We start from the raw sequence: 23,064 nt of genomic DNA on the forward strand, positions 1-23,064 counted from the left end.
AGCAGGACATGGCAGGCTATTGCAAAGGTTTCTGGTGAGAACTTTAATTCACAATATTAACAATTTTTTCATGCGTTTTTTCTCTTTGTTGCTACTTTCTGTTTTATTTGTTTCATGTTCCAGCTCAACGCCGGAAGATTTATCCGGGGAAATAGACCGGCTGGTTGCCGAAGAAGAGTATTCCCGGGCCATAGAACTGCTTGAGAATGCGGATGACCGGGAACATGAGGCGGACATACCTCAACTGAAAGAGAAAACATATTTGAACTATGGGCTGTATCTGGAGTATCGCGGTCCCGAAGAAAGCAGCATGCGCGACCGGATGACGTCGGCCCTGGAGCAGTTTATCAAGGTACTGGAGATTAACCCGGAAAATGAAAAAGCGAGGACGGAGATTCAGCAAATTATGGGTATCTACGAGACGATGCCCGACCGTTCGCCCGGCGATGAGATTATAGAGGACCTGCAGGCCCTGGGCGTAGAGTATTAAATCAACGGACAGCTTTCAGCAGTTAGTCGTCGGCATGTACCTTTTGTCACGACAAAAGCATATACGTTTAATTCCAATTTCGCAGCGTTTTGCGGCTGCCCCCAATGTTGAGCTATACGTAATGTTTGATAAGTCTCAACCAATGACTTGACCTTTACTATTTCGTGAATAATCAGGATTAAACATGTATGAGGATATTACATGCGCGAAAATACAGGTATTGGCCAAAAAAAGAACGGTTTCGCAAGGCCTCAAAAAGTGATTTTGTCTATCAATTCTACCTCCTTGGAAAAGATTTGAATACATACACATTTATTAACTATGGCTACCAACACCCCGACCATAAAAAATCGAAAAGCCCGGCACGAATATCATATCGAGGATACCTACGAAGCGGGTATCGTTTTGAAAGGAACAGAAGTAAAGTCGCTGCGGAATGGCAACGCCAGCCTGGGTGAATCCTTTGCGTATCTTCAGGATGGCGAGGTCTGGCTGCGTGATATGTATATCAAACCGTACAAGGAGGGCTCGTACGCCAATCACGACGAGCGCCGACCGCGCAAACTGCTGCTCAATAAACGAGAGATCGGCGAGCTGGATAAGGCGATTTCACAGAAAGGGTATACCCTCATTCCCCTCAAGCTGTATTTCAAGAAAGGGTATGCCAAAATACTGCTGGGCATCGCCAAGGGAAAACAGCGGCACGACAAGCGAGAGGATATCAAGGAGCGTGACATGAAACGCGATATCAACCGCAAGTACAAGGGAACCTATAAAGTGAATCTGTGACGGGGCGACCATGTTTGGTTTTAAAAAATGGCGCCGGAAACGGCTGATGAAGCGGCCTTTTCCGGATCAGTGGGACTCCTTTCTGTACCGGAATGTCCCTTATGTCGATCTTCTCCCCAGGTTCCTCCAGTCAAAGCTGAAAGGCCTGATCCGCATATTTGTGCATGAGAAAACGTTTGAGGGGTGCGCCGGCCTGGTAATAAATGATGAGATACGCGTGACAATTGCGGCCCAGGCCTCCATCCTGATGTTAGGCACCGATGATCTCTCCTTTTTTTATGATGATCTTCGATCCGTACTTGTCTATCCCCGGCCGTACGTGGTCGAAATTAAAAATCGCCATAACAGTTTTTTTGTTCAGGAAGGATTCCAGCAGCGCCGGGGCGAGGCCTGGTCGCGGGGACATGTCGTCCTGGCCTGGAATGAGGTGCAAAAGGGGGCATCCGATATTCATGACGGACAGAATTTAGTCTTCCATGAGTTTGCTCACCAGCTGGATTATGAATACGGGGCTACCGACCAGATAGAAAGTAGTAACGAGGAATCGCACTACCTTTCCTGGGCCCGGGTGGTGGGTGCCGAATACCAAAAGTTTCTCAGGGCCATTAAACGGGACCAGCAGACGCTTATCGATGCCTACGGGGCCACGAACCCGGCTGAATTCTTCGCTGTCATTACGGAGTGCTTTTTTGAAAAACCGCGGGAACTCAAAAACAGGCATCCCGAGCTATACCGACAGCTCCAGGACTTTTACCAACAGGATCCCGCTTCTTATATCACAGCGTAGAAGGTACCGCTTCTGAGTGTCCTGAGCATGGAGAACCGATCATAGCAATATTATTAAACAATGGCTGAAATGGAGACTCTACCTGCCGTTGCTAATACAGGCTTTATAGCCTGCAGTCAGCAGTGTTGTTATAACTATTTGTAACGTAAGAACGTTATGCGTCGGGTTACAGCCTCGATGGAACCACGGCAGATTCAGCTAAGTTCTACAGACTCTCTTAGTGAAGAGGCGCATTTGCCCTCAATTCCGGGCTGTGTTTCAGGGTTTGGTAGATTACGCAATACCGCTCCGTGAGTTCGATTAACTTTTCAACTTTTTCCTGTTCCGCATCGGTATCCAGATCAAACGTAAGAGTAATGGATTTGAATCCCACGGGCGCCTCTCTTGAAACGCCGAGGGTTCCCCGGAAGTCAAGCAGGCCTTCAGCCTTGACGGTTCCTTCCTGAACCGTGATCTCCATAGCCGTAGCTACCGATTTAAGCGTAACGCCGGCACAGGCCACCAGCGCTTCCAGCAGCATGTCGCCCGAACAAGCCTGTGAGCCATCCCCGCCCGTTGCCGGGTGGAGTCCCGCCTCGGCGACACCGGCATCCGTGGCTACCTCGCAGGAGATGTTTTCTCCCAGCTTGCCTTTGGCGTGGAGTACGATTTCTGCCTCCCGGGGATTCGTTTTGTATTCTTCTTTTAACGGCTTTTGAAGGGCACGCAGTTCTTTGGAGTTCATAATATTATAGACCTAATGTCTTAATTGGTTCTATTGAATAGGCGGTGACTGATAAAAAACATCACATTGACCTGTATATCGCAACCGCGATAGTATGGAGGTGCTAATGTTCAGGTTGCAGCCTGCAGCAGCATTTGATAACAAAAGGCCGCCCTCATCGGACGGCCTTTTCATGTAAACCGGAGATAGCCTGTAAGCCGAATTCTGTATCCCGCTTTGCGGGATGGCAATCATTTATCTGGTCCCTGAATTGCTTCAGGGCTCGAGCACTCCACCCGGCAGTATAGCGGCAAGCAGCGCACTGCCTGTATGAGCTTGCACCCTGTGAGGTTTACCCTGCCTCCGCATGTCACCACCGGAGCGGTGAGCTTTTACCTCACCTTTTCACCCTTACCTCCCGACGCAGAGCGCCGGGGGCGGTTTGTTTTCTGTGGCACTTTCTTACTCCCGAACGCATTCGGGAATTCTTCCCGTTAGGAAGCACAGCGCTTGCAGGTGTTCGGACTTTCCTCCCGCCCGTGGGTTTTGCACAGGCGGGCGATTGCCCGGCTATCTACTATAAAATACAAAATTTTTGTCGAAAAAAATACCGACCCGGTCCCCCCCGGGCGTGAAACGAGGGGGGGACCGGGATTAAAAGTCCTTGCGCAGGTATTTTCGCAGGCTACAGCGAAAGCTGTTCTTTGGCCGTTTCAAAAAAGGAAGGATGCACAACGATACGTCCGCTGTTTTCATCAATGATGATTTTATTCTTATGTCGAACTTCGACTTGGGTCTGTGGCGGCAGGGCCATGCCCAGGGCGGCGCCTTTTTCCATCGGTACTACCGCCAAGCCATTTGCAAGTCCGTTGCGCAATCGTTTATAGCTTTTTAAATAGCGGGGGTTGATATTTTCTTCAACTTCCTCCCGCTTATTCAGGAGCATCTCTTCCTCTTCTTCGGTTTCTTTGACGACCTTGTCGAGGTTTTCCTTTTTTTCTTCATACAGCTCCCGGGTTTCATCGAGCCGTTCCTGCGCCTCTTCGATCTCGGGATCAACTTCATTAAGCCGTTTCTCGATCTCCTCCTTGCGCGATTCGGCATTTTCGATAACTTGTTTCTGGGATTCTATCTCCTTTGTCAGCGCATCATATTCCCGGTTATTGCGTACCGACATCTGCTGTTCTTCATATTTATCCATTTTATTTTGGGCATCTTTGATCTCAAGCTCAAGGTTGTCCCTCTCTACCTGTAGATTCTGCTTCTCTTCCTCAAGCCGTTTGATCTGGGCCTCGTAGCGATTGATATCGGTTTCAATATCGAGAATTTCTTCCGGCAGATCACCCCGTAGCTGTTTTAGCTCATCAATTCTGCTGTCAATATATTGGAGATTAGCTAATTGTTGAAGTACTTCTTCCATAGATTACGTTTATCGTGATTTATTCCTGCGGATTTCGGTTATGATCAGGTATGAAAACCTGCATTGGATTGGTGGTTACTTGCGTTTCAAGAACTTCCAGGTGTTCAAATGCTTCACTCAGCTCTTGCTGAAGTGCAGCCACCATCGGCACTTCACTTTCATAATGGCCTACATCGACCAGTAAAAAGTTTTTGGTATCGGTAAAATAATCGTGGTATTTAATGTCGGCGGTTACAAAAGCCTGAGTTCCTTCGGCAATAGCTTGTTTGGCCAGTGAAACTCCCGCGCCCCCACAAACGGCTACCTTCTTTATGCGATCTGCAGTACCGGAAAACCGGATGGCCGGTACATTCAGTACATTGGATATGACCTCAAGGAATTCCTGCTGGGTCAGTCCCTTGTCGCGATAAAATCCAACGACCCCCATACCGACATTGTTCGACGGACTCGCAACCTCCATGACCTGAAAGCTGCCCCGGTGCAGCAGCCCGTTTTTCTTTAGTTCTTTTTTAAGGGCTCCCACGTTATGCTGGTCCATAATCGCCTCGTAGGTATGCTGGTCCTGCTTGCGACCCTCCACCTTGTAGTAATGAGCCTCTTCAGCCGAATAATAGTTTAACAATTTCAGAACCGATTCGCTGTCGGAATGACTGGTTGTGAGTACAATCTTACGGCTCACATGATAGCTGTTATCCAGAAATTTCAGGTTCTTGAGCCCCAGATTCTTGGCCAGCACAAAAGATACCCCGTCAAGGGCCGCGTCCAGGTTGGTGTGTGCGGCAATAAGCGCGATATCGTTTTTTATCAGCTCGAAAATGATTTTTCCCTGCTCATTGGTGGGGTTAATCCGGTCAATGCTTTTGAAAATAAGGGGATGGTGGGCAACAATGAGGTCGCAGTTTCGGTCGATAGCTTCTTCAACGACCTCAAGGGTAATATCAAGGCAGGTTAAAATGCGGGAGGCTGGCTGTTTGGGGTCGCCGACTAATAATCCAACATTATCGTAGTCGAGTTTTGTACTGGGCGGTGCCCACTGGTCGAGAAAGGTGGAAATATGCTGGACCTGGGTATTCATGCGGGCTATCGGCCTCCGTACTTTGATGGTTCGGTTTCGCAGCACCTGAGCCGATGCATAAATAATTCAGAATCGAAATAAAAGATACTCAGAGTAGAGTGCAATGGTTTATTATTCGATCTTTTAATTCAGACTCGTAAAATACCATTTTAATACCTTTGATAAAAGCTTATTTTTAATATCATTCGGTTCCTCCATGGTTATATGCTATGGTAAGAGCAGAAATGGCAAAAATACTAATTTAAAAATTTTAAACAGCCTTTATGTCCGAAGAGATTTGCGAGAATATTAAAAAAGTGACCGACCGTATTGCTCAGGCATGTAGCCGTGCCGGGCGCCATCCCGAAGGGGTTCAGCTGGTTGCCGTCAGTAAGCTGAAACCCCTGCAGGATATTAAAACCGCCTTTGGGTGCGGACAGCTTCACTTTGGAGAAAACCGTGCGAGGGAACTCCAGGATAAAATGGAGGCTTACGATGAGGATCGCGTGCAATGGCATATGGTTGGGAACCTGCAAACCAACAAAATAAAGTACATGGTAGAGCGGGTAAACTGGATCCATTCGATAGAGAAGAAAAAGTATCTCCGGGAAATTGAGAAACGGGCGTCGCGTATTGATCGGGTTATCAATACGCTTGTCCAGATTAATATCAGCGGGGAAGATCAAAAGAGCGGCTGCACCGCCGGGGATGTAAAAGAGATCCTGGAATATGCGCAGGGACTCCAGCATGTGAGGGTCCGCGGTCTGATGGGCATGGCGACGTTTGTTGACCCGGATCAGGCCGAACAAGTACGACCGCAATTTCAGATGCTGCGAAGGATACGCGATGAGCATCGTTCGTACGAATCCGGGAACGTCCGGCTCGAACATCTTTCCATGGGCATGACCAATGATATGGAAGTTGCCATTGAAGAGGGCTCGACTATGGTGCGGGTCGGCCGTGCTATTTTTGGCGAACGTAACTATGAATAACATGTTACGTATAAAAGTATGTTTCAATTTATTTGATATTTAGTACATTACAAGGGTACCCCTAAACGAGGTTTGGTTATGACTGTCTGGATTTTTTTAATTGTTATTGTATCCGTCGTGGGCGGACTGATTATTGAATATCAAAAAAACAAGATGGCCATGATGGGCAAAAGCCGGCAGAATGAGGAAGAGGTGGAAGATCTTCGCAAGCTGGTAAACTCGCTGAAGGGACGTATCGAAAACCTGGAAGCCATTGCGGCAGGAAATCCCGATGAATTTTCAACCGGGGCGGGACGCGGTATGGAAGAGATTGAGATAGAGGAAGAGTTATCGTTGAAACAGGAAAATAAACAGCAGGTCGCTGATATTGCAGACAAGCGGAGAGAAAAATAATGGAAGATGTCATAATTGTATCCATCGTATTCGGTTTTTCAGCTTTTGTATGTACGGGCATATACAAGCTGATCATGGCCAAAATGAATCGAAGTCAGGGCATCGACAGCGAAACATTCCAGCGGCTTGCAGAGACCTTCATCCAACATAAAGAAGAGATGAATCGCCGGGTGCGAAACCTTGAGGCTATTATCGCCAATGAGCAGCATCTTTCCACTCCTCAAATTGATGAAACGAAAAGCCAAAATGACAGTATGCTGAAAAACGATCTTAAGAATAACAATAAAAAGAGGATTCAATAATGGGATTTGAAGAAATGGTTGTTTCACTGGTTGGTGCGGTTGGCGGTATTGTACTGGTTGGATTTATTTTTGCTAAAATTGTCGGACTTACTAAAGCATGGATAAATCGAAACAATACGGCCATCACGGAAGAAGATTTTGACCGGCTTGCGCAGGCGTTTATGGAGCACCGGAAAAGGAGTGAGCGTCGTATTCAACACCTGGAGGCTATTATTGCCGGTCAGGATGATAAAGGGTCTCCTCGGCCCTTGTCTGAAACGGGCGAAGAGCCGGAGGCTTCCAGTGCGACGATTGAAATCGAGGACGAGCAACAGGATGAATCGTCGGATGGCAATGACGGTAATTTGCGGAACATGTTGCACGAACGGTAAGTTAACAACAGGTATAATTTTTACGGAATTTAGGGCATTTTGCTATGAAATTAACGGCACTTGAGATCAAGCAACAGAATTTTGAGAAATCGCTGCGCGGTTATGACAAGGCTGAAGTGGAGGCGTTTCTGAACCTCATGTCGAACGAATGGGAACACATGGTTTCCAAAAACCGCGAGCTTCAAAAGAAGATTGATGATCTGGAGGAAAAGCTGAAGCACTACGAACGGGTGGAGGAAGCCCTTCACGAAACCCTGCAAACCGCTAAGGAATCGGCCGAGCAGAAGCTGACCGGCGCGCGCCGTGAAGCAAAGACCAAAATCGAAAAGGCCGAAATGGAGGCGGAGACCATTATTCGCGATGCTACCCAGCAGCGGCAACAGGTGCGGCAGAGTATCATCAGGCTGCTGGACCGGCGAAAGGAAATTATCGGCGGCATCCGGTCCTACCTGGAAATGGCCCAGGAGTCGCTGGAACAGTTTTCAAAAGATGAGGCTTCTCTTTTCAATCTTCCCGATGAAGAGGGGGAAATTTCCAAAAGCCTGGAGGAGCGGGTGGAACGACGGCAGGCAGAGATGAAAAGCAGGGAGGAACCGGGAGACGAAGCACAACCCCTGCCTCCGGGCACCGAAGATGTGGACGATATTATTGATGAACTGGATTGATATTGAGAAATTAAAATAGTTAATGCAGCGAGAAACGGTCAAGGAATTTCGAGAAAAACGCGATAAGGCCCTCGGGTATATCCGGGAACAAACGGATGCCCGTCCGGACTACCTGATTATTCTGGGAACCGGGTTGGGACATCTGGGCAACAAAATCGAAATTCGGGATACGGTTTCTTATGCCGATATTCCTCATTTTCCCGTATCTACGGTAGAGAGTCACGCAGGCAGGCTGATTTTCGGAATGCTCAGCGGCAGGAAGGTCGTAGCCATGCAGGGACGTTTTCACTATTATGAAGGCTATACCATGCAGCAGATTGCCTTCCCGGTGCGGGTGTTGAATGCGCTCGGTACGGAAACGATGATCGTCAGTAACGCCTGCGGCGGAATGCACCCGCACTACAAGAGCGGCGATATCATGCTGATCAGCGATCACATTAATATGCTGGGCGACAACCCCCTTATCGGTCCAAACGATGAAGAACTGGGTCCCCGGTTTCCCGATATGAGCGAGCCCTATACGCAGCGGCTCCAGGAGCTGGCCGAACGGGTGGCCCTGGATAACGCTATTAAGATGCATAAGGGCGTGTACCTGGCGCTGAGCGGCCCCACAATGGAGACCCGGGCCGAATATCGCTTTCTGCGCATGATCGGTGCCGATGTGGTGGGGATGAGCACGGTGCCGGAAGTCATAGCCGCCGTTCACATGGGGATGGATGTGCTGGGTATTTCCGCTGTAACGGATGAGTGCCTCCCCGACGCGCTGGAACCGATTGACATCGAAAAGGTCCTGAAAGCGGCCGAAATAGCGGAACCCAAGATGACGCAGGTTATCATGGGCGTGCTGGAAAGGCTGTGACAGGATTAGGATGACAGGGCTTTTAAACCCCGGGGATGGTTCCCTTTTTAGCATGAAATCCGATTTAGCGTAGGAATGGCTGACCCACCTGTGAATCAGTTGGTAGTGAAAGTGCCGCTAACCGTAACAGAATCAATGGAGGCCTGTTGGACATATTTTTTAAATGCTGCTATGTCACGTTCGCCCGGAGCCAGAGTGGTATCACGCACTTCCCGGGAGAAGGTCTTATCTGAAGTGTAGATATTAAAGTATACTTCATATTGATCGATATGGGTATTCTCACTGGTATTTCTTACTTCGTATTCCACTTCGGCAAAGGTACTGTCATTGCTCGAGGTTTCCGTCCATACCGTGACGTGAGCGGATAGATACTTTTTTCCGTTGATATCTTCCGGGTCTAAATATATTTGCGCGGTTGCGGTCTGATCCTCATTAACCTGTACATTGACACTTGAAGATTCATAGCCGGACTTCTTGGCTGTCACGGAATACGGACCCGTAGGGACTTCATTCAGCTCAAAAGTGCCGTTCTCCCCGGTGGTAATGGAGTTTGTGGCGGGACTCGTCGTTATGTTGACGCCCCCCAAGCCCTCCTCTGTCTCGCTGTTGAAAACCTGTCCCTCTACACTGCCAAACAGTTCGGGAGAAATGGTTTCTTTGGAGCATCCCAAAAATGATGCAATGCAAATAATAAAGGTCAGTAAATATCTAATACTCATAAAATAAGCACGGTCTGGTTAATTATTTTTTCTTATGATGACGGGAAGGTTCCTCCGCGTCGATTGTATGTTGAATGCCGGGGTAGTACTGTTTTGGGGGATGAGGTTAAATATATTGCCTATCTGGGTAGCATCGTATTGCATGTCATTCCCCTGGAACAGAAAGAAGGCTCCCCGGTTCTCTCCCTGTTGCATAAAATCAAGGGCGTTCCTGTTACCTTCCATATTGATAATAGAAAGCAGTGAGTTGCCCTGTTGGGTTGATTTCGCATAATTACGCTCGCCTGTCATGTTGATAATACCCGTATTGTCACTGCCATACTGATGCAGCAGGGCTTCGTTGCTGTTTCCTCGCTGATGGATAACCGCCCGGTTATTGGCAGTATAATCTAACGCCGTTTCGTTTAATAAATCCAGGAGCCCGGATGCATACTTCAGGCCGAATTCTCTGACTGCGCTGTTATGGTCAATACCCGGATTTTCGACCTGGTTGATAAAGGCTTCACTATCCTGGGCGGTTCCGGTTTCTGTACCCAACAGGCAAATCGCTGCTGTGAGCATCAGTAGTAGTTTATAATTTTTCATAAAGGTAACCTCCATGTTTGATAAATTTAGCTGTTCAATTCGGGTCATAATCCAATAGAAACGCCCGTGGATATATTCCACTGTTGATCGTGAATGGAACCCCGGCTTACCCCGTCGATACCATCCTCGATCAGGTACCGATAATTAAATCCAAGGCGGAGCCCGACGTTGTCCGACAGCCGGTAATCAAGTCCCGCTTCGGCATTTGCCGAGGGAAAAAAGGCACGGTCTGTAAAGTCCGGCTGTTGGTCGTACATTAAAATGCCGCCCCCCAGCCCGATATAGGGCGAGAGGGAAAAGTCCGGGGCCAGATACTTGTTTAACGTCAGGTCTATGTTGGTATAAGGTTCCGAAAAGACATCCTGTGCGCCTATTTGTGACCGGTGTCCATTCAGTTTGAGCGATTTGCCCGGACCAAAGAAATACTCTGCCTGCAGTGCAATGCCGGCCGTTTTTTCGGATACCGGGTAGCTGCCGATATGACTGCCGAAAATCAGGTTGGTCGAAAGGTGAAACCCCGACCTAAGCTTGCTGTTTTGGATCATTCCAAAGTAATTGGTTTCGGCTCGCTCTTTCCATTCCTTTACCTGTTCAAAATCTTTCCGGTACTGTTGGTATTGGGTTCGATTCTCGGGGCTCCAGATGCCCTCTTCCACTCCTTCCACCACCAGTGTTTTAACCGCCTCGTCTATGGCTTCGGTTACCGCCATCACCGGTGGCTCGTTGTAGGTGAAGCCTGCCTCGGCTTCCAGCAGGCGGTTGGTGTCCACATAGCGGAATGCTCCGCTTTCGAGCTCCTGGGAGATTATTGATTTCGTGGTATGCACCGTTTTAAGAATACGTCCGTTCTGCGTAGAAACGGCCCGGAGATAAATCGTTACCTGGTCCTTCCGGAACTGCCCGGAGCCGCCGGTACCTAAAAAGCGAACGCCTCCCCCACCGGTAATAACGTTGGTATCATAGCCGATGATACCGCCTTCAAGCAGTACCCCGCCAAAAAGAAGCGGGGGCAGTTTCCCGCTCTGGTTATTTTGCTGCCGTGTTTTACTGATAATTTCCCGTTCATTGAGCAGGTTTGATATTCCCTCCCGCTCAATAGGGGTAAACCATCCCGAATCCTCCATCGATTTGATAAGGATAGAGGTGGCGCCCTGGGTTACGGCAGTTGACCAGCTGGCGCCCCGGTTGGTGGGCTTATACTGTCCCGTTTGATCCCGGAAGCGATAGACTGCAGCCACCACCTTCTCTTGTGGCGCCGGCATTCGGGTAAGCGATTCGTGCACTTTGCTGTTTATACCCGGCTTTACGCGTTCCGTCTCCAGTGGCTGAAGGGAGGAAGCACAGCCTGCCAGTAACAATAAGCATAGGAATAGGGGTGTCGGGGGTATCTTGTACATTCAATTCAAAAGTTACCGTTCATTATTGTTTTATTGCGTTTTACATCAAAAAAGCCCAGAGGCGACGGGTTCAAGTCGCCCCGGGTGAAGTCTTGTTATTAGTTCTGAGTAATCGCCGCGGAATTATTATCACCAATTTGATCAACCGTGGCAACATTGTTATCCGAGTACTGGTATATAGAGGCATCACTGTTTTCAGACAGTATATTATTACCAACGCCCTGATTGACTGTCGCGTTATTAAAATCTCCATCCTGCAGTATATATCCGGTATTGTTAAATGCCGAGCCGCCATTTATACCTTGGTTAATACGTACTCCGTCACCGGTTGTGCCATTGCTGCTACCATTTTGAATAATGGTACCTGTATTATTTTCGGCGGTCCCTGCTCCGGAACCGGGTCCGGCAGCGGCAACATTCGACCCTTGTAGTATAGTTGTCGAGTTATTACTGTTACCCTGCTGATTTATTGTTGCAGAATTGTCAGTGGATGAGGAATTTCCTCCAAAACCCTGTAATACGGAACTCCAGTTGCCTGTGCCTGCCTGGGAAATTGAAGCGTCAACATCTACTGCAGAACCAAACTGAGACTGGCGAATAGACCCTGTATTCCCAGATCCATTTTGTGAGATATTCGCTATTGCATTCTCTGCGGTACCTAACACTCCCTGGAAAATATCTGCAAACCCATCTGAACCGGACTGAGTTACAAAGGCCTCAGAATTTATAGAGGTTCCCTCATTAATACCCTGTCCAATATAAGCCGTGAAGTTACCATTTTGGTCTATTTCCGCTGTATTGTTCTCAGCAGTACCATTTTCATCGGCATTTGGATAAAATACAAATCCAGATCCCTGGAAAATATGCGCATCGCTACTAGCAACTTGGGTAACTGTAGCATCATTGTCATCTCCATTCTGTATTGTTTCCGCACTGTTTTGTGCAAATGCCACTGTACTGGCAAACACCAGAACAAAGAGTAATGTGGTTAATTTTTTCATAATATTGAGTTATAAAAATTCAAAGCAAATTCCTATTAATTGTAAAAACCGTAGGAGGCCTGTTTAAACCTCCCCGGTTAAATAATTCAGGTTAAAAAATTCCTCCAGCTCCGGACTGGTTTACAGTAGAACTGTTGTTATTTCCGGATTGTGTAACACCGGCACTATGATGACTACCACCCTGTGTTATCGTAGAGGAGTTACCAATGCTTGATTGACTGACATCGGCAGTATTCCAACTTCCGGTTTGATTAATTGCAGAGGTATGATCTGTTCCGGTTTGTGTGGTCCATGCCTTACCATGAAAACCAGAGGAGTTGACAGTAGAACTATTGCCTTCTCCGTTTTGATTAATATCGGCAACAAGATCACCGCCCAATTGGAAAATTTCAGCAGTATTTATGTCCTCTTCTGGACTACCAGTCTGTTTTACATCCGCTTTATTATTTCCACCGAAAATTCCCCCTAACTGAACGATATCTGCCTCAGCATGATGTTCCTGCCAAACACCAGCTTTGTGATCAGTCCCAACCTGCGTCAAGGAAAGTTCATTTTTATCTGAGGAAAAGATTCCAGTACCGTTCTTTTGGTAAGCGGTTCCGGAGTAATTGCCATAGGCACCAAGAACATTTCCGCTTCCGATCTGGTCAACAGTCAGTTCATTATAACCCGCTTGCTTGGAACGACTTTCATTCTCAGAACCCGACTGTGTAACAAAGGCCTCTGAATTTGCCTGGTCCTGATCTACAAAAGCATAGTTTTCGCTTCCAAATTGCTGAGTAACTTCAGCGAGATGGCCAGTCCCAAAATGGGAATCCTGATCAACGATTACTTCACTTTCTGAGCCGGTTTGGGTCACTGTAGCTTCGTGACTGTCCCCGTTCTGATCTATTGTTGCTTCGTTGCTCTGCGCAAATGCCAATGAACTGGTAAACAGCAGAACAAAGAGTAGTGTGGTTAATTTTTTCATAATAGTATGTATTTAATTGTGCGTAGTAAAATAGTTAGGGAATAAGAGAGGGAAGGCTTACCACGCCTTCCCTGTGAATTTGATTTTTATATTCCGCCTCCGCTTGACTGCATTACATCAGCCGTATTATTATCGCCTGTCTGGGTTACTGAACTTGAATGGCCATTACCCCATTGTTCCTGGTTTGACCAATTGCCCATACCCTCTTGGGATACAGTAGCATTTAGGTTTCTTCCATTTCCTAACTGCCAGGCTTCGTTGTCATCACCAAGCTGAATAACTTCTGCATTATTACTGTGGCTTGATCCATGTCCTGTGAAGTCCTGGGAAGCATAGTTCCCTATACCATTTTGATCTATGAGTATAATGTCACCCATGTACCCATTATTGGATCCGCTAAGATTCTGATCAGCTTCGTTGGACTCGCCATCCTGATATACTTCTCCCTGATTATGAGATCCACTCGCATCCTGAGTTGCGATATTTGACGATCCATACTGTTCTGCGGTCAAGCTTAAAGTATATCCACTACCGGTAGACTGGCTCAGTGTATTTTCAGAACCATCTTGAAGTCCCCAAACACTTTGTCCACTATTAGAGCTGGGAGCATTTTGTGTTTGAGTAGCTTCATTGCTATTCCCATTCTGTTCGATATAGGCAGAGTTTAAAAAATTATCTCCGCCACCAGTTTGGCTTTGGGAAACAGTTGCAATATTACCAGTACCGAATTGCAGTACATCCGATTCCTGTGCTCCACTATTATTTGTAAACTGATCTACATCAGCTTCATTGGTGGAACCCACTTGTTCTACATATGAGTCCTGATTATCTCCTTCTTGATCTACAGTTGCTTCGTTGCTCTGTGCAAATGCCATTGTACTGGCAAACACCAGAACAAAGAGTAATGTGGTTAGTTTTTTCATAATCTTTAATTGTTTTATTTGAATAATTATGTAAGTAAGGGATTGATAAGGAAAGGAGTACTCTCTTCCCTGTAATCACCTATTATAGTCGATTAGTTTTGGATGATAGAGGCACCATTATTACTACCAACCTGGCTGACGGATGCAGTATGGCCATTACCAGTTTGCATAACGTCCGCTACGTTGAGATTGCCATCCTGAACGATAAACTCAACAGTGCTGGCACCGTCTTGATCAATACGCATTTCATTGTCATTACCAAATTGGATCAGACCTTGGCCGCCTTCGATATTTCCGCGGAAGAAGTTACTGTTAACCCCGGTTATCATCTTGCTTTCTGTACCGGCAGCAGCACCACCGTTTTGAGTGATATCCATGGAGTTTCCTTCCCCTTCCTGGTAAGCGCCAGGACCATTGGAACTAAAAGCACCAACGGAGTTGGCACCATCCATTTGATCAATGAGAATGGTGTTGCCTGAACCACCCGAAGGGCTTACCTGTGCTTCAATGTTGGCAACGTCGTCACCGTCTTGGTAAATGGTAGCATTGTTCTCAGAACCTGCCTGATCAGCATCCCAAACTCCATTTCCGTCATTGGTTTGGGAAATTGTGATACTACCACCCTGACTTTCTGCAGCATTTGAACCCTGTTCTGCATGTGACTTCACAAGGTTGTCATCACCATCCTGCGTGACACCAAACCAGTTTCCTCCGCCTAATTGGTTCAGGCGTTCCACGGTGTTGTCGTTACCTATTTGATTTATGGAAGCTTCATTCATAGCCCCCGAAGTATAGGTCTGATTTACCGTAGCGTTGTTGTCATTACCATCTTGATCAACAGTAGCGTCATTCTGGGCGTATGCCATCGAGCTGGCAAACACCAGAACAAAAAGTAGTGTTGTTAGCTTCTTCATAGTATGTGTCCTCTTTTTTATTAAAGTTAGCTTATATTAAGCTATTCCGATTATTCGGATTCAGATTTGGAAACTATTTCCAAATCAAACAGGAGAGCAACAATGAAGAAGGCATGGCGTTGAACAATTATTAAAGAGTTCATAACTTGCTTTAAATAATATATTCAACGGGTGGCGTCAGATTTTTTCTGACTTCTGCAGGCAGTAATGCCTGCAGAAAGTTCCTCTGGCGCTGCCCTCTTTGTTTGTCTCATCTCCTATATTTTTCGCGCAATTTCATATTGTTTCGGGTTAATATTCCTATACAAGTTTCAATTAATTATTGCCTGAAAATTCTGATGGTATCGTAATACTTGTTGATTCTCCTGATAGTATATTCCGTATATCTATGCTTACCCCGTCGGGCCCCGGGTTTACATTTATATTGAACTCCCCGAATTCATAACTGCTCTGTTCATCGAGGTTGATATTGTCTTCTCCAAAGCGATCCCCGATGATCTGTCGTGTAAGCTGTGACAGTACCTGACGCTGCAGCGATTCTTCAAAATTGGCCAGGGGGTCCCGGCTAAAACCCGAACGCCCTCCCTGGAATTTATTCTGCTGGTTGGCGGAGTTCATCAGCCAGCTGTAATTGGCATATGAGCCGCCAAAGGCAGGGTTTTTCGGCTGGTAAACGAAGTCCTGGGCTTTGGCGGTAGTCGAAATACCCAGTATTACACTAACCGATAGAATAAATGTGAGAGGTAATTTTTTTATATTCATAGTCTTTTTTTAAGTAATTAAATTAATAGCCCGACAGCGAGTTCGATGTAGAACGCTGACGCAGGAGCGTTCGGTAGCAGACCCCCACGGCATACCGGGCCACTTTTTCGGTATAGGCGTACTTGGGCTGAAGCCGGTTCTGGAATACCTTTTCATTATCGATGCTAATGGTAATCATGGTTCCCCGCGAGGGAGTAGGCTGCTCCGATATCGTGATCATAAAGTTGCCGGCCCCGGGGGGAGATTCCCAGTGCCGGTAAAAGATGTTGTAGAAATCAATGCCCATTTTGCTGCGGGTCTCGTCAAGTACCATGCCGTTAATCGAGATGGTTGAACCCCGGTCGGAAGATGCTTTTTTCTGATGGACTTCAGCCTGTTGTTCCTGGGCAACTACTTTTTCAAAAGCCTCTCGAAATTCGCTGAGTTTTTTATCTGCTCTATTTTTCTGCGATTTATTCTCAGCTGGTATACGTCGCGTATTCTTTAAACTGTCACTGTTTTCAACAACAGAGCTATCCCGGTTAGATACAATTTCGTCCGGGATGGTGAGCGTTTGTCCGGTGTAGATGATATGAGAAGCATCAATTTTATTCGCATTGGCTTCATAGATTTTTTTCCAATAGCCGGAATTGCCAAAATCTTCCGCAATGCTCTTCAGGTTATCTCCGGCGTTGACGGTGTACCGGTAGGACCCGGTATCTTTTTGGTCCTGCGCATACAGCGTTGAGCCACACGCGATTATGCTAAAAAGAGATACAATGATGCTATATCTTAACCCCATAAATGAACGCCAACTAAGCTGTTATTTTGCCTGCGAAATTATATAGTCTCTCAAGAGTTATATTGTCCGACAGTTACAACGAAGAACAATAATCAGGCTTGTCTTTCAAGTGAACATACTCGTACCCGATCGCTTTCGTTACTGCTCAACTCTTGTTCCCGGATTTATTGATATCTATCTCTATTATTTTGATAAAAAGCCGGGATGAATATCTTTTTATTCGTTATTCAGGTCTATGGGATGCAAAAAAGATGCCAGGTGTTAGTCACCGAGGTAATTCACCGCCTGTGGGTTTATAAACGGTTTTTATTATTCTCCCTTTTATAATAAGACAGCTGGATCAGCCGGGTGAGTAAACATTTCACACTTCAGCATGTGTAGTATTAGGACAGGAGAGATTATACTTTCTTTAGCTTTTTCAAATAGGCTGGTTGGGTTGAACGGGGTAGACTTCCGCTTTTCTTATACGAGGAGAGCGATAGAGGGTATTCACGCCTGTGAACCGTTGGCCTGATTGTGGGCTTGTATAGATCTGCAGGAAATGGAAATGAACCAACACTTTTATGTATTATAGCTTACCGCGCGGTTCCAGTGCAGAGCAATGAAAAGGATAACGGCGCCGACTTCAAGAGATCGTCCCACCAAAGTCGCGGAGGAAGGCACAATATCCAGGTACGAGGCACTGTTTACCAATATGCCTGTATTTAGCAGTGCTACCATTATTTTGGCCTTCAGAGGATTTCCCCGCGATCCGCTTTCCAGGTAGCGCGGCAATATCCAGTAGGCGGTCCCCATCGTCAACTGGATAATCCAGCCGAAAATGCTTACTTCAATATGGAGGGGGAGCAGCGTCCATGCGGGGGACAAGCCCGGGTAGGCTTTGCTGACAAGGATGAATGCCCCCATGAGGAAACCCGCAAACAGGTAGATCAATGAAGCTTTTATCATCCAGCGGCTGGGGGTTGGCATTTCTTTATGACCGTTTAAGCGTTATTGATTATTCTTTTCATTCTTCGTATCCCTATTTCCCACGGCCGGTGTTCTTTCTGGCTTGTTGCCGCTTTTTTTTGCGTTGCCTCCGCTGCTGCTCTTTTGACTGGATACGCGGCCATATTTCAATGATGTAGGTCAGTGCGGCCCCGGCCTGTGTTATGGCCGAGAGAGCGATCAGGACATTCCAGGCCGGATTTTGAGACAGATAGTTTAAAGGTTCGGCCACGGCCCGCAGCAGCAACCCCGCGTTCAGCATAATGAATGTCAGCCAGCCCCATTTCTGAGCCCGAAACCCCTCTTCCCGGTTTCGACCGGGAAACATCCACATGGACACTCCGAAGATGATCTGTGTGATCCAGCCAACCATCAGCAGATGCCAAAATAGAGGAACTAACCCGGGAAACTGTATCCCGTTAACTTCAGAGGCCAGTGCCAGTATTAATGCTGCTAAAAAGTAAATAAGTCCCGTTTTTATAAACAGTCGAGCTAATCGCGGCATGGCGGATCAAAATCCTGAGGTTTGTTGCGGTCGCATTTTTTACAGTTCAGCTCCTTGCCCAGCCGGCTTTTTCGTCCCTCTGCCGTTGTTGTCCAGGGGCGCAAGGTCCACGGCGGATTGTGGCGCACGTGCTGGTTATGACCGCATTTCAGTTCGGCAACCCATGCGTTTTCCTCATCTTTGTGATAACCGATAATCGGTTGCTTCATACCATTATTTCCCGCCCTCCGAACGAGCCGATGAGATCGATTCCCTGTAATTGGAGTGGCAATCCACGCATCCCTGCTGAACAATATGGTAATGATGCAAAATTTCCTGCATGTTTTGCTGTATCGCGGCCAATCGCATTGAATCAGCGTGATGATGTACGATCATGTCATATTTCACAAACTGTTTCATTTCCGTCCCCAGGGTCGATTTTACTACCTTTTTATCCTTTACAGTCATAGCAGGATGATCGGATATGTTACCCGCACTTTCTATAATCAGTTCAAAATTTTCGGTATAGATACCATTATCGACCTGATACATATTCGTTAATAATTGCTGCATCATGGGGACCAATGGCATGGTTTCTGGTTGGGGCGACTCTTCCCGGGGAGACAAGACCCATCCCGCGACGACAGAAGTAAAACCGACAAGAAAGGTTATGATCAATAGGATATTTTTCATGTGATGGTGTTTATTGTTGAATTAACTGTTCAATGTCCAGCTTCTGTATGGCACTTATCGCCGCTTCCATGGCGCCTTCGGCACATAAGCCGCTCATCGAGGCCTCCTTAAAGCCTTCTCTGGCCGCCTCAATGCACGCCTGGCGAACCTTGCGGGCAAGTCGCTTGTCAGCCGCTGGTATTGGTTCATTTTTATTCATGATTATTCCGGTTATTTGATCGGCTGTACTTTCCCTCCATCTCCATGCGAACAGAGAAAGAGGATGCAATTTTGCCGGCCATCTCCTTGGCGTATTCTGCATTTTCTCCCCTGAAATGCTGGTCAGTGGTGGCCTCGAATAAACCATACCAGCGACTGAAATCTTCTTTTTTGACCGGCAGGGGCAGGTGCCGGCGAAAGGGGCGTCCCTTATAGCGCCGGGTCTGAAACAGCAAATTAGACCAAAAATCCACCATTTTGGGCAGGTGCTCTTCCCAGTCCACCTGCGCGAAATCATTGAAAATGTAGCCCAGCCGTTCATCCTGTTCAACGCTATGGTAAAAACTGTGGACTAATTTTTTTATGTCTTCGTCATCTTGAATATCGCGCATAATTGTTAGCTATTGTATGTTATTTTGGGATTGTATCATCTTAATCCAGTAAACAGTAATTGCAAGGGCCGGAAGCAGCGCCGCCGCTGCCAGTAAGTAGAAGATCCAGGAGCCGGTCCACATGGTCGGCCAAAGGGGCGTAGGGAGCAACAGGCTTCCGAGTACGATAACAATAGACCACACTATTCCGTTGAAAAACGAGTCGGGGATATTCACGGACCTGTGCCACCATGCCATGATCGCCAGGGTGAAGGCGCCAAGCAGTAACACGTGCAGGTAAAAAATCCGGAGCCCGTGATCGGAAAACAAAAATGAGGAGGGAAGAACCGAAGCCGTCAGCTGCATCAGTGCTTTAAGTCCCACCAGGGCGAGGGGCCAGATCCAGATCGAACTTTTCCATCTGCCGGAGGAGCCGATGGCATATAAGGCCTGCAGTAGTCCGATTGCGGAGACCGCACCGCCCAGCCGGGCTGTCAGCAGCAGCGACGGCGACAGCAGCGTTTCCGAAATTCCGTACGGGAACGTCAGGGGAGCGCCGATAGCGATGCATCCCAGCGAAAAGTTTTGTGAAACCGGCCAGTCGTCCGGCTCGACCGGTAGTTTCAGGATAAAAAGGGACAGCAGCGCCAGGACCACCCACCCTTCGGTAAAAGTGGCCAGGAAAAAATGAGTCAATCCTTTCATCAAAAGATGGTTCGCCGGGTCCACCGCCTGGACGACGGCCACGCTCCACGCCCCGAGGGAACTTATCAGTAGCATCGTCAGGGCCCCGTCGAACCATGTCCGGCTGGTTTTATCCCGCAGTGCCGGCCGGGCCTGCCAATAGCCCCGGATGAAGGCATACCAGCAGAGCATGACGAAGCCGGACAATATGACCGACAGGGGGAGGGAGGTTGCCCCTATAGCTACCGGGCGGTACCCGTATGCCAAAAAGAACGGGTAGGAAGCCAGGCCAAACAGCAGGGTACTCCCGACGGCACTTTTCATCCGGGATGCCCCCCGCTGGCTGACGCCTCTTCCGCGGAGCATGCTATTTCGCATAATCAGGAACGGCAACGGTACCGCCCATCCAAAAAACATGAGGTGCGAGTGGGCGTGACGAATGTTCCCCAGGGAGAGGCCCCATTCGGGAAGCCAGTCAATCATTCCCAGCCGGTATAGAAAACCGGTCAGTGCCGCTAAGACAAAGGACGCCAGGGCGAGGTGCCACAACCATCCGATTCTTTTCAAGGTTTTACATTCCGATTGCATAGGGATACACTTCAGTCCGCCGCCGGTATCGCTGGCCCGGAGATGCCCGGTCCCTCCGATAAGTTCGTGACAGCTGCCTGTTCCATTTTAAGAGTTTTATGTCTTAATATAACAATAATTTATTCCTCAATAAAAAATTCAATAGTTGTCATGCAGGCAAGTTGTGGGGTTGGCTTCTTTATTGCCTCCATTGTGCATAAGACCTGGAAAGTACCGTTTGTGCAAGAACGCTGAAGGAACTAACTTTCGTTTGACACTCTTTCATGTCCGTTGACCGCGTTGTCAGGAGGAGACTGCCAGGCATTTCTCGGTTAGCCGGTCAAACAACTTATCGAGCCGGTCCTGCTGGGATTCAGCCGTATGGGGTATGGAAGCCAGGTTTTCGTCCCGGTAAGGTTCGGTCTCTGCTATTTCGAGACAATAGTTTATTCCGTTTTCGAGGTTGTTTTTGAACTTTTTGAGCTTCTTGAATTCCGACTCGGAACTCTTCGCCTGTTCGACAAGGTCCTCGAAGTAGTCGACATACAGGACCATTTCCTTGGCAAACATATGGGGACGGTCGGCGGGTACCAGCGAGCTGCTGCGGCCATAGATATGATCGATCATTTCCCGGAGGGTGTATTCGCCCTCGAAGTAGGCGATATTGGGACCCGGGCAGATCGCCTGCGGGGCGCGATGTTCCGCCAGAATCCCCAGGGCGATGAGCGCACCGTTCCCCAGGTGGTCACAGAGGCAGGCCTTGCTGAGTACTTTTTCCCGCTCTTGCTCTTTTTCCCCCTCCTCCAGGTCGCTTTGGGCGATCTGATCCAGCTTCAGCAGCTGGTACTGGTTGGAAGCCGTACAGATCGGCTGTTCGGTAAATTCGGTATTGGATTCCAGGAATCCCTTGGGACAGGGAGAGCCGGGTTTGTCCTTTTCAATGCGTTTTTTATGCCACTGCTCGGAGCCGGTATCCCGGACATTATTAAAAGGCACGCCCAGCGGGGAAACGCCGCTCAGGTAGAGATCCTGTTCTTTGGCTTTTTCCAGCAGGCTTCTGGTCGGCCGGTCCACGGTTGTGGCTTCAGGGACCAGCAGGAAGGGGCTGCCCCAGCCGGTTGCATCCATATCGAAGTCCTGCAGGAGCCGCTGCGCTTCCCCGCTTACCCCGATGCCGCCCTGTACGGTGAGGCGGGGTTCCGTAATTTCCCAGCTGGTGGAAAAGCCATTGCGTTCATCCTCGTAATAGCTTTCGATCAGCGGTCGCACGGCCGAACTGAGCTGATCCCTTTTCTCCCGGAACTCCTTCAGCAAGCTCGGCAGGAGGTACCCGTCAGAGGCAAAAGCGTGTCCCCCGCAATTCAGTCCCGATTCGATGCGATACTCAAAGACTTCGAGTCCTTTTTTAGCCAGGTACTTGCCCTGGATGAGCGCCGATCGGAAGTCGCTGACCTTGAGGATGATCTTTTTTTTGATCGCTCCCCTGCTGTCCCGGTAAAAATCCCTGAACTCGCTGAGGTAGTTATAGAGTCGCGGGTTAAATCCCGCGGAGAGCACCAGGCTCGAGGAAAGGTCGCTCCGGGCATATCCCCTGAGGGCAGCGCTGGCATCGCTGAACTCCTGGCTCATCGGCGCGCCGCCTTTGGTGTAATTTATCTTGTCCACCTTGGCCATGATGTTTACATCGATGGAGCCGGGCCGCATCAGTCGCGATAATTCACAGGAAAGCCGGTCCCGCAGCGTGCCTTCCTCCGTCTGCATGAGCTGGTCGTACTTTTGTTTCAGGGGGTGTCCACCGGGCAGCAGTTCGAAATACTTTGCCTTGTCATTTGATTCGAAAAACGGCTGGTTTTTGACTGAATCAAAGGTTTCCCGGACAATCTCATTTACCGTATTCAGGTAAGCCGTTATACGCCGGGCTCGTCCATCTTCGACCGTGCGGCCGATATTATCATAGGGCAGATCGAACTTCCGGCAGTAATGCTTCCGGATGCGCTCGACCAGCAGGTCGTCCACCACGGAAATCACCGAATCGATGCCGTAGGGACCGACCCGGATAGGAGAGTCGATGGAGTGTCCGGTTCCCATTACGGGGATGGAAAAGTTATGAAGAGAAGGTACCATAAGAAATTATACTAATTTACAAGCTTGGCTTGGATTTATTGCCGGGGAACTGGTCATTAGCAGGGCAGCAAACCTCAAT

The 23,064-nt window shown here is 48.1% G+C and carries 29 protein-coding genes and 1 other RNA gene; 9 read left to right on the forward strand and 21 right to left on the reverse strand.

Going from position 1 to position 23,064, the window contains the following annotated elements:
• Nucleotides 1-70 precede the first annotated feature (70 nt).
• From BUB16_RS08360 to BUB16_RS08370, 3 genes are all read left to right on the forward strand, one after another.
• The gene (locus tag BUB16_RS08360; RefSeq protein WP_073062163.1) at nt 71-490 is read left to right on the forward strand and encodes a hypothetical protein; all 420 of its coding nucleotides are present in this window, start codon (nt 71-73) and stop codon (nt 488-490) included.
• Nucleotides 491-811: 321 nt separating this feature from the next.
• Nucleotides 812-1,279, forward strand: a complete 468-nt coding sequence (smpB, locus tag BUB16_RS08365) for an SsrA-binding protein SmpB (protein WP_073062166.1) — start codon at nt 812-814, stop codon at nt 1,277-1,279.
• 10 nt (nt 1,280-1,289) lie between these two features.
• Entirely contained in the window at nt 1,290-2,066 is a 777-nt protein-coding gene (locus BUB16_RS08370) for a M90 family metallopeptidase (protein ID WP_073062169.1), read from the forward strand.
• A 217-nt stretch (nt 2,067-2,283) separates the two neighbouring features.
• On the opposite strand, the gene BUB16_RS08375 is transcribed toward BUB16_RS08370, so the two are convergent.
• The 4 genes from BUB16_RS08375 to BUB16_RS08390 form a co-directional block, all read right to left on the reverse strand.
• Nucleotides 2,284-2,790 (reverse strand): OsmC family protein, encoded by a 507-nt coding sequence (locus tag BUB16_RS08375; RefSeq protein ID WP_073062172.1) that lies wholly within the window; start codon nt 2,788-2,790, stop codon nt 2,284-2,286.
• Between the two features lie 177 nt (nt 2,791-2,967).
• Nucleotides 2,968-3,347, reverse strand: an RNA gene (rnpB, locus tag BUB16_RS08380) — RNase P RNA component class A.
• Nucleotides 3,348-3,454: 107 nt separating this feature from the next.
• Nucleotides 3,455-4,189, reverse strand: coding sequence for a zinc ribbon domain-containing protein (locus BUB16_RS08385; RefSeq protein WP_073062175.1), 735 nt, complete (start codon nt 4,187-4,189; stop codon nt 3,455-3,457).
• A 19-nt stretch (nt 4,190-4,208) separates the two neighbouring features.
• Entirely contained in the window at nt 4,209-5,264 is a 1,056-nt protein-coding gene (locus BUB16_RS08390) for a Nif3-like dinuclear metal center hexameric protein (RefSeq protein WP_073062179.1), read from the reverse strand.
• Between the two features lie 263 nt (nt 5,265-5,527).
• On the opposite strand from BUB16_RS08390, the gene BUB16_RS08395 reads away from it, so the two are divergent.
• From BUB16_RS08395 to BUB16_RS08420, 6 genes are all read left to right on the forward strand, one after another.
• Nucleotides 5,528-6,235 carry a YggS family pyridoxal phosphate-dependent enzyme gene (locus tag BUB16_RS08395; protein WP_073062182.1) on the forward strand — a complete coding sequence of 236 codons (708 nt, stop codon included), beginning with the start codon at nt 5,528-5,530 and terminating at the stop codon, nt 6,233-6,235.
• Between the two features lie 78 nt (nt 6,236-6,313).
• On the forward strand, nt 6,314-6,628 hold the full coding sequence (locus tag BUB16_RS08400) for a hypothetical protein (RefSeq protein WP_073062185.1): 315 nt from the start codon (nt 6,314-6,316) through the stop codon (nt 6,626-6,628).
• Nucleotides 6,628-6,930, forward strand: a complete 303-nt coding sequence (locus BUB16_RS08405; protein WP_073062188.1) for a hypothetical protein — start codon at nt 6,628-6,630, stop codon at nt 6,928-6,930. The genes BUB16_RS08400 and BUB16_RS08405 overlap by 1 nt, the downstream gene beginning before the upstream one ends.
• A complete protein-coding gene (locus BUB16_RS08410; RefSeq protein WP_073062191.1) occupies nt 6,930-7,301 on the forward strand; it encodes a hypothetical protein in 372 nt (123 codons plus the stop codon). The genes BUB16_RS08405 and BUB16_RS08410 overlap by 1 nt, the downstream gene beginning before the upstream one ends.
• Before the next feature lie 44 nt (nt 7,302-7,345).
• On the forward strand, nt 7,346-7,966 hold the full coding sequence (locus BUB16_RS08415; protein WP_073062195.1) for a DivIVA domain-containing protein: 621 nt from the start codon (nt 7,346-7,348) through the stop codon (nt 7,964-7,966).
• A gap of 22 nt (nt 7,967-7,988) precedes the next feature.
• Entirely contained in the window at nt 7,989-8,825 is an 837-nt protein-coding gene (locus BUB16_RS08420) for a purine-nucleoside phosphorylase (protein ID WP_073062197.1), read from the forward strand.
• 95 nt (nt 8,826-8,920) lie between these two features.
• On the opposite strand, the gene BUB16_RS08425 is transcribed toward BUB16_RS08420, so the two are convergent.
• From BUB16_RS08425 to BUB16_RS08505, 17 genes are all read right to left on the reverse strand, one after another.
• The gene (locus BUB16_RS08425; RefSeq protein WP_073062201.1) at nt 8,921-9,544 is read right to left on the reverse strand and encodes a carboxypeptidase-like regulatory domain-containing protein; all 624 of its coding nucleotides are present in this window, start codon (nt 9,542-9,544) and stop codon (nt 8,921-8,923) included.
• Between the two features lie 18 nt (nt 9,545-9,562).
• Nucleotides 9,563-10,129 (reverse strand): hypothetical protein, encoded by a 567-nt coding sequence (locus tag BUB16_RS08430; protein ID WP_170864333.1) that lies wholly within the window; start codon nt 10,127-10,129, stop codon nt 9,563-9,565.
• A 44-nt stretch (nt 10,130-10,173) separates the two neighbouring features.
• On the reverse strand, nt 10,174-11,526 hold the full coding sequence (locus BUB16_RS08435) for a CsgG/HfaB family protein (protein ID WP_084088141.1): 1,353 nt from the start codon (nt 11,524-11,526) through the stop codon (nt 10,174-10,176).
• A 98-nt stretch (nt 11,527-11,624) separates the two neighbouring features.
• The gene (locus BUB16_RS08440; protein WP_073062210.1) at nt 11,625-12,527 is read right to left on the reverse strand and encodes a hypothetical protein; all 903 of its coding nucleotides are present in this window, start codon (nt 12,525-12,527) and stop codon (nt 11,625-11,627) included.
• A gap of 91 nt (nt 12,528-12,618) precedes the next feature.
• A complete protein-coding gene (locus tag BUB16_RS08445; RefSeq protein WP_073062213.1) occupies nt 12,619-13,497 on the reverse strand; it encodes a hypothetical protein in 879 nt (292 codons plus the stop codon).
• Nucleotides 13,498-13,583: 86 nt separating this feature from the next.
• Nucleotides 13,584-14,420: a hypothetical protein gene (locus BUB16_RS08450; RefSeq protein WP_073062216.1), complete on the reverse strand. Its 837-nt coding sequence runs from the start codon at nt 14,418-14,420 to the stop codon at nt 13,584-13,586.
• 92 nt (nt 14,421-14,512) lie between these two features.
• Nucleotides 14,513-15,334 (reverse strand): hypothetical protein, encoded by an 822-nt coding sequence (locus BUB16_RS08455; RefSeq protein WP_073062219.1) that lies wholly within the window; start codon nt 15,332-15,334, stop codon nt 14,513-14,515.
• Between the two features lie 315 nt (nt 15,335-15,649).
• Nucleotides 15,650-16,096, reverse strand: coding sequence for a curli production assembly/transport component CsgF (locus BUB16_RS08460; protein WP_073062222.1), 447 nt, complete (start codon nt 16,094-16,096; stop codon nt 15,650-15,652).
• 22 nt (nt 16,097-16,118) lie between these two features.
• Nucleotides 16,119-16,877 (reverse strand): CsgE family curli-type amyloid fiber assembly protein, encoded by a 759-nt coding sequence (locus tag BUB16_RS08465; protein ID WP_073062225.1) that lies wholly within the window; start codon nt 16,875-16,877, stop codon nt 16,119-16,121.
• A gap of 561 nt (nt 16,878-17,438) precedes the next feature.
• A complete protein-coding gene (locus BUB16_RS08470; RefSeq protein WP_073062227.1) occupies nt 17,439-17,846 on the reverse strand; it encodes a heme-copper oxidase family protein in 408 nt (135 codons plus the stop codon).
• A 52-nt stretch (nt 17,847-17,898) separates the two neighbouring features.
• Complete coding sequence (locus tag BUB16_RS08475) at nt 17,899-18,369, reverse strand: hypothetical protein (RefSeq protein WP_073062229.1); 471 nt, start codon at nt 18,367-18,369, stop codon at nt 17,899-17,901.
• Nucleotides 18,357-18,578 (reverse strand): DUF3565 domain-containing protein, encoded by a 222-nt coding sequence (locus tag BUB16_RS08480; protein ID WP_073062231.1) that lies wholly within the window; start codon nt 18,576-18,578, stop codon nt 18,357-18,359. The genes BUB16_RS08475 and BUB16_RS08480 overlap by 13 nt, the downstream gene beginning before the upstream one ends.
• A 4-nt stretch (nt 18,579-18,582) precedes the next feature.
• Nucleotides 18,583-19,041 carry a hypothetical protein gene (locus tag BUB16_RS08485; RefSeq protein WP_139240241.1) on the reverse strand — a complete coding sequence of 153 codons (459 nt, stop codon included), beginning with the start codon at nt 19,039-19,041 and terminating at the stop codon, nt 18,583-18,585.
• A gap of 10 nt (nt 19,042-19,051) precedes the next feature.
• A complete protein-coding gene (locus BUB16_RS08490) occupies nt 19,052-19,240 on the reverse strand; it encodes an acetyltransferase (RefSeq protein WP_073062235.1) in 189 nt (62 codons plus the stop codon).
• Nucleotides 19,233-19,631: a group III truncated hemoglobin gene (locus BUB16_RS08495; RefSeq protein WP_073062237.1), complete on the reverse strand. Its 399-nt coding sequence runs from the start codon at nt 19,629-19,631 to the stop codon at nt 19,233-19,235. Before BUB16_RS08495 ends, BUB16_RS08490 begins: the two co-directional genes overlap by 8 nt.
• Nucleotides 19,632-19,640: 9 nt before the next feature.
• A complete protein-coding gene (locus tag BUB16_RS08500; RefSeq protein WP_139240242.1) occupies nt 19,641-20,861 on the reverse strand; it encodes a hypothetical protein in 1,221 nt (406 codons plus the stop codon).
• 303 nt (nt 20,862-21,164) lie between these two features.
• The gene (locus BUB16_RS08505) at nt 21,165-22,985 is read right to left on the reverse strand and encodes a hypothetical protein (protein ID WP_073062244.1); all 1,821 of its coding nucleotides are present in this window, start codon (nt 22,983-22,985) and stop codon (nt 21,165-21,167) included.
• Between the last annotated feature and the right edge of the window lie 79 nt (nt 22,986-23,064).

Origin of the sequence: Fodinibius roseus (genome assembly GCF_900129315.1) — a bacterium.
Classification (GTDB): domain Bacteria; phylum Bacteroidota; class Rhodothermia; order Balneolales; family Balneolaceae; genus Fodinibius; species Fodinibius roseus.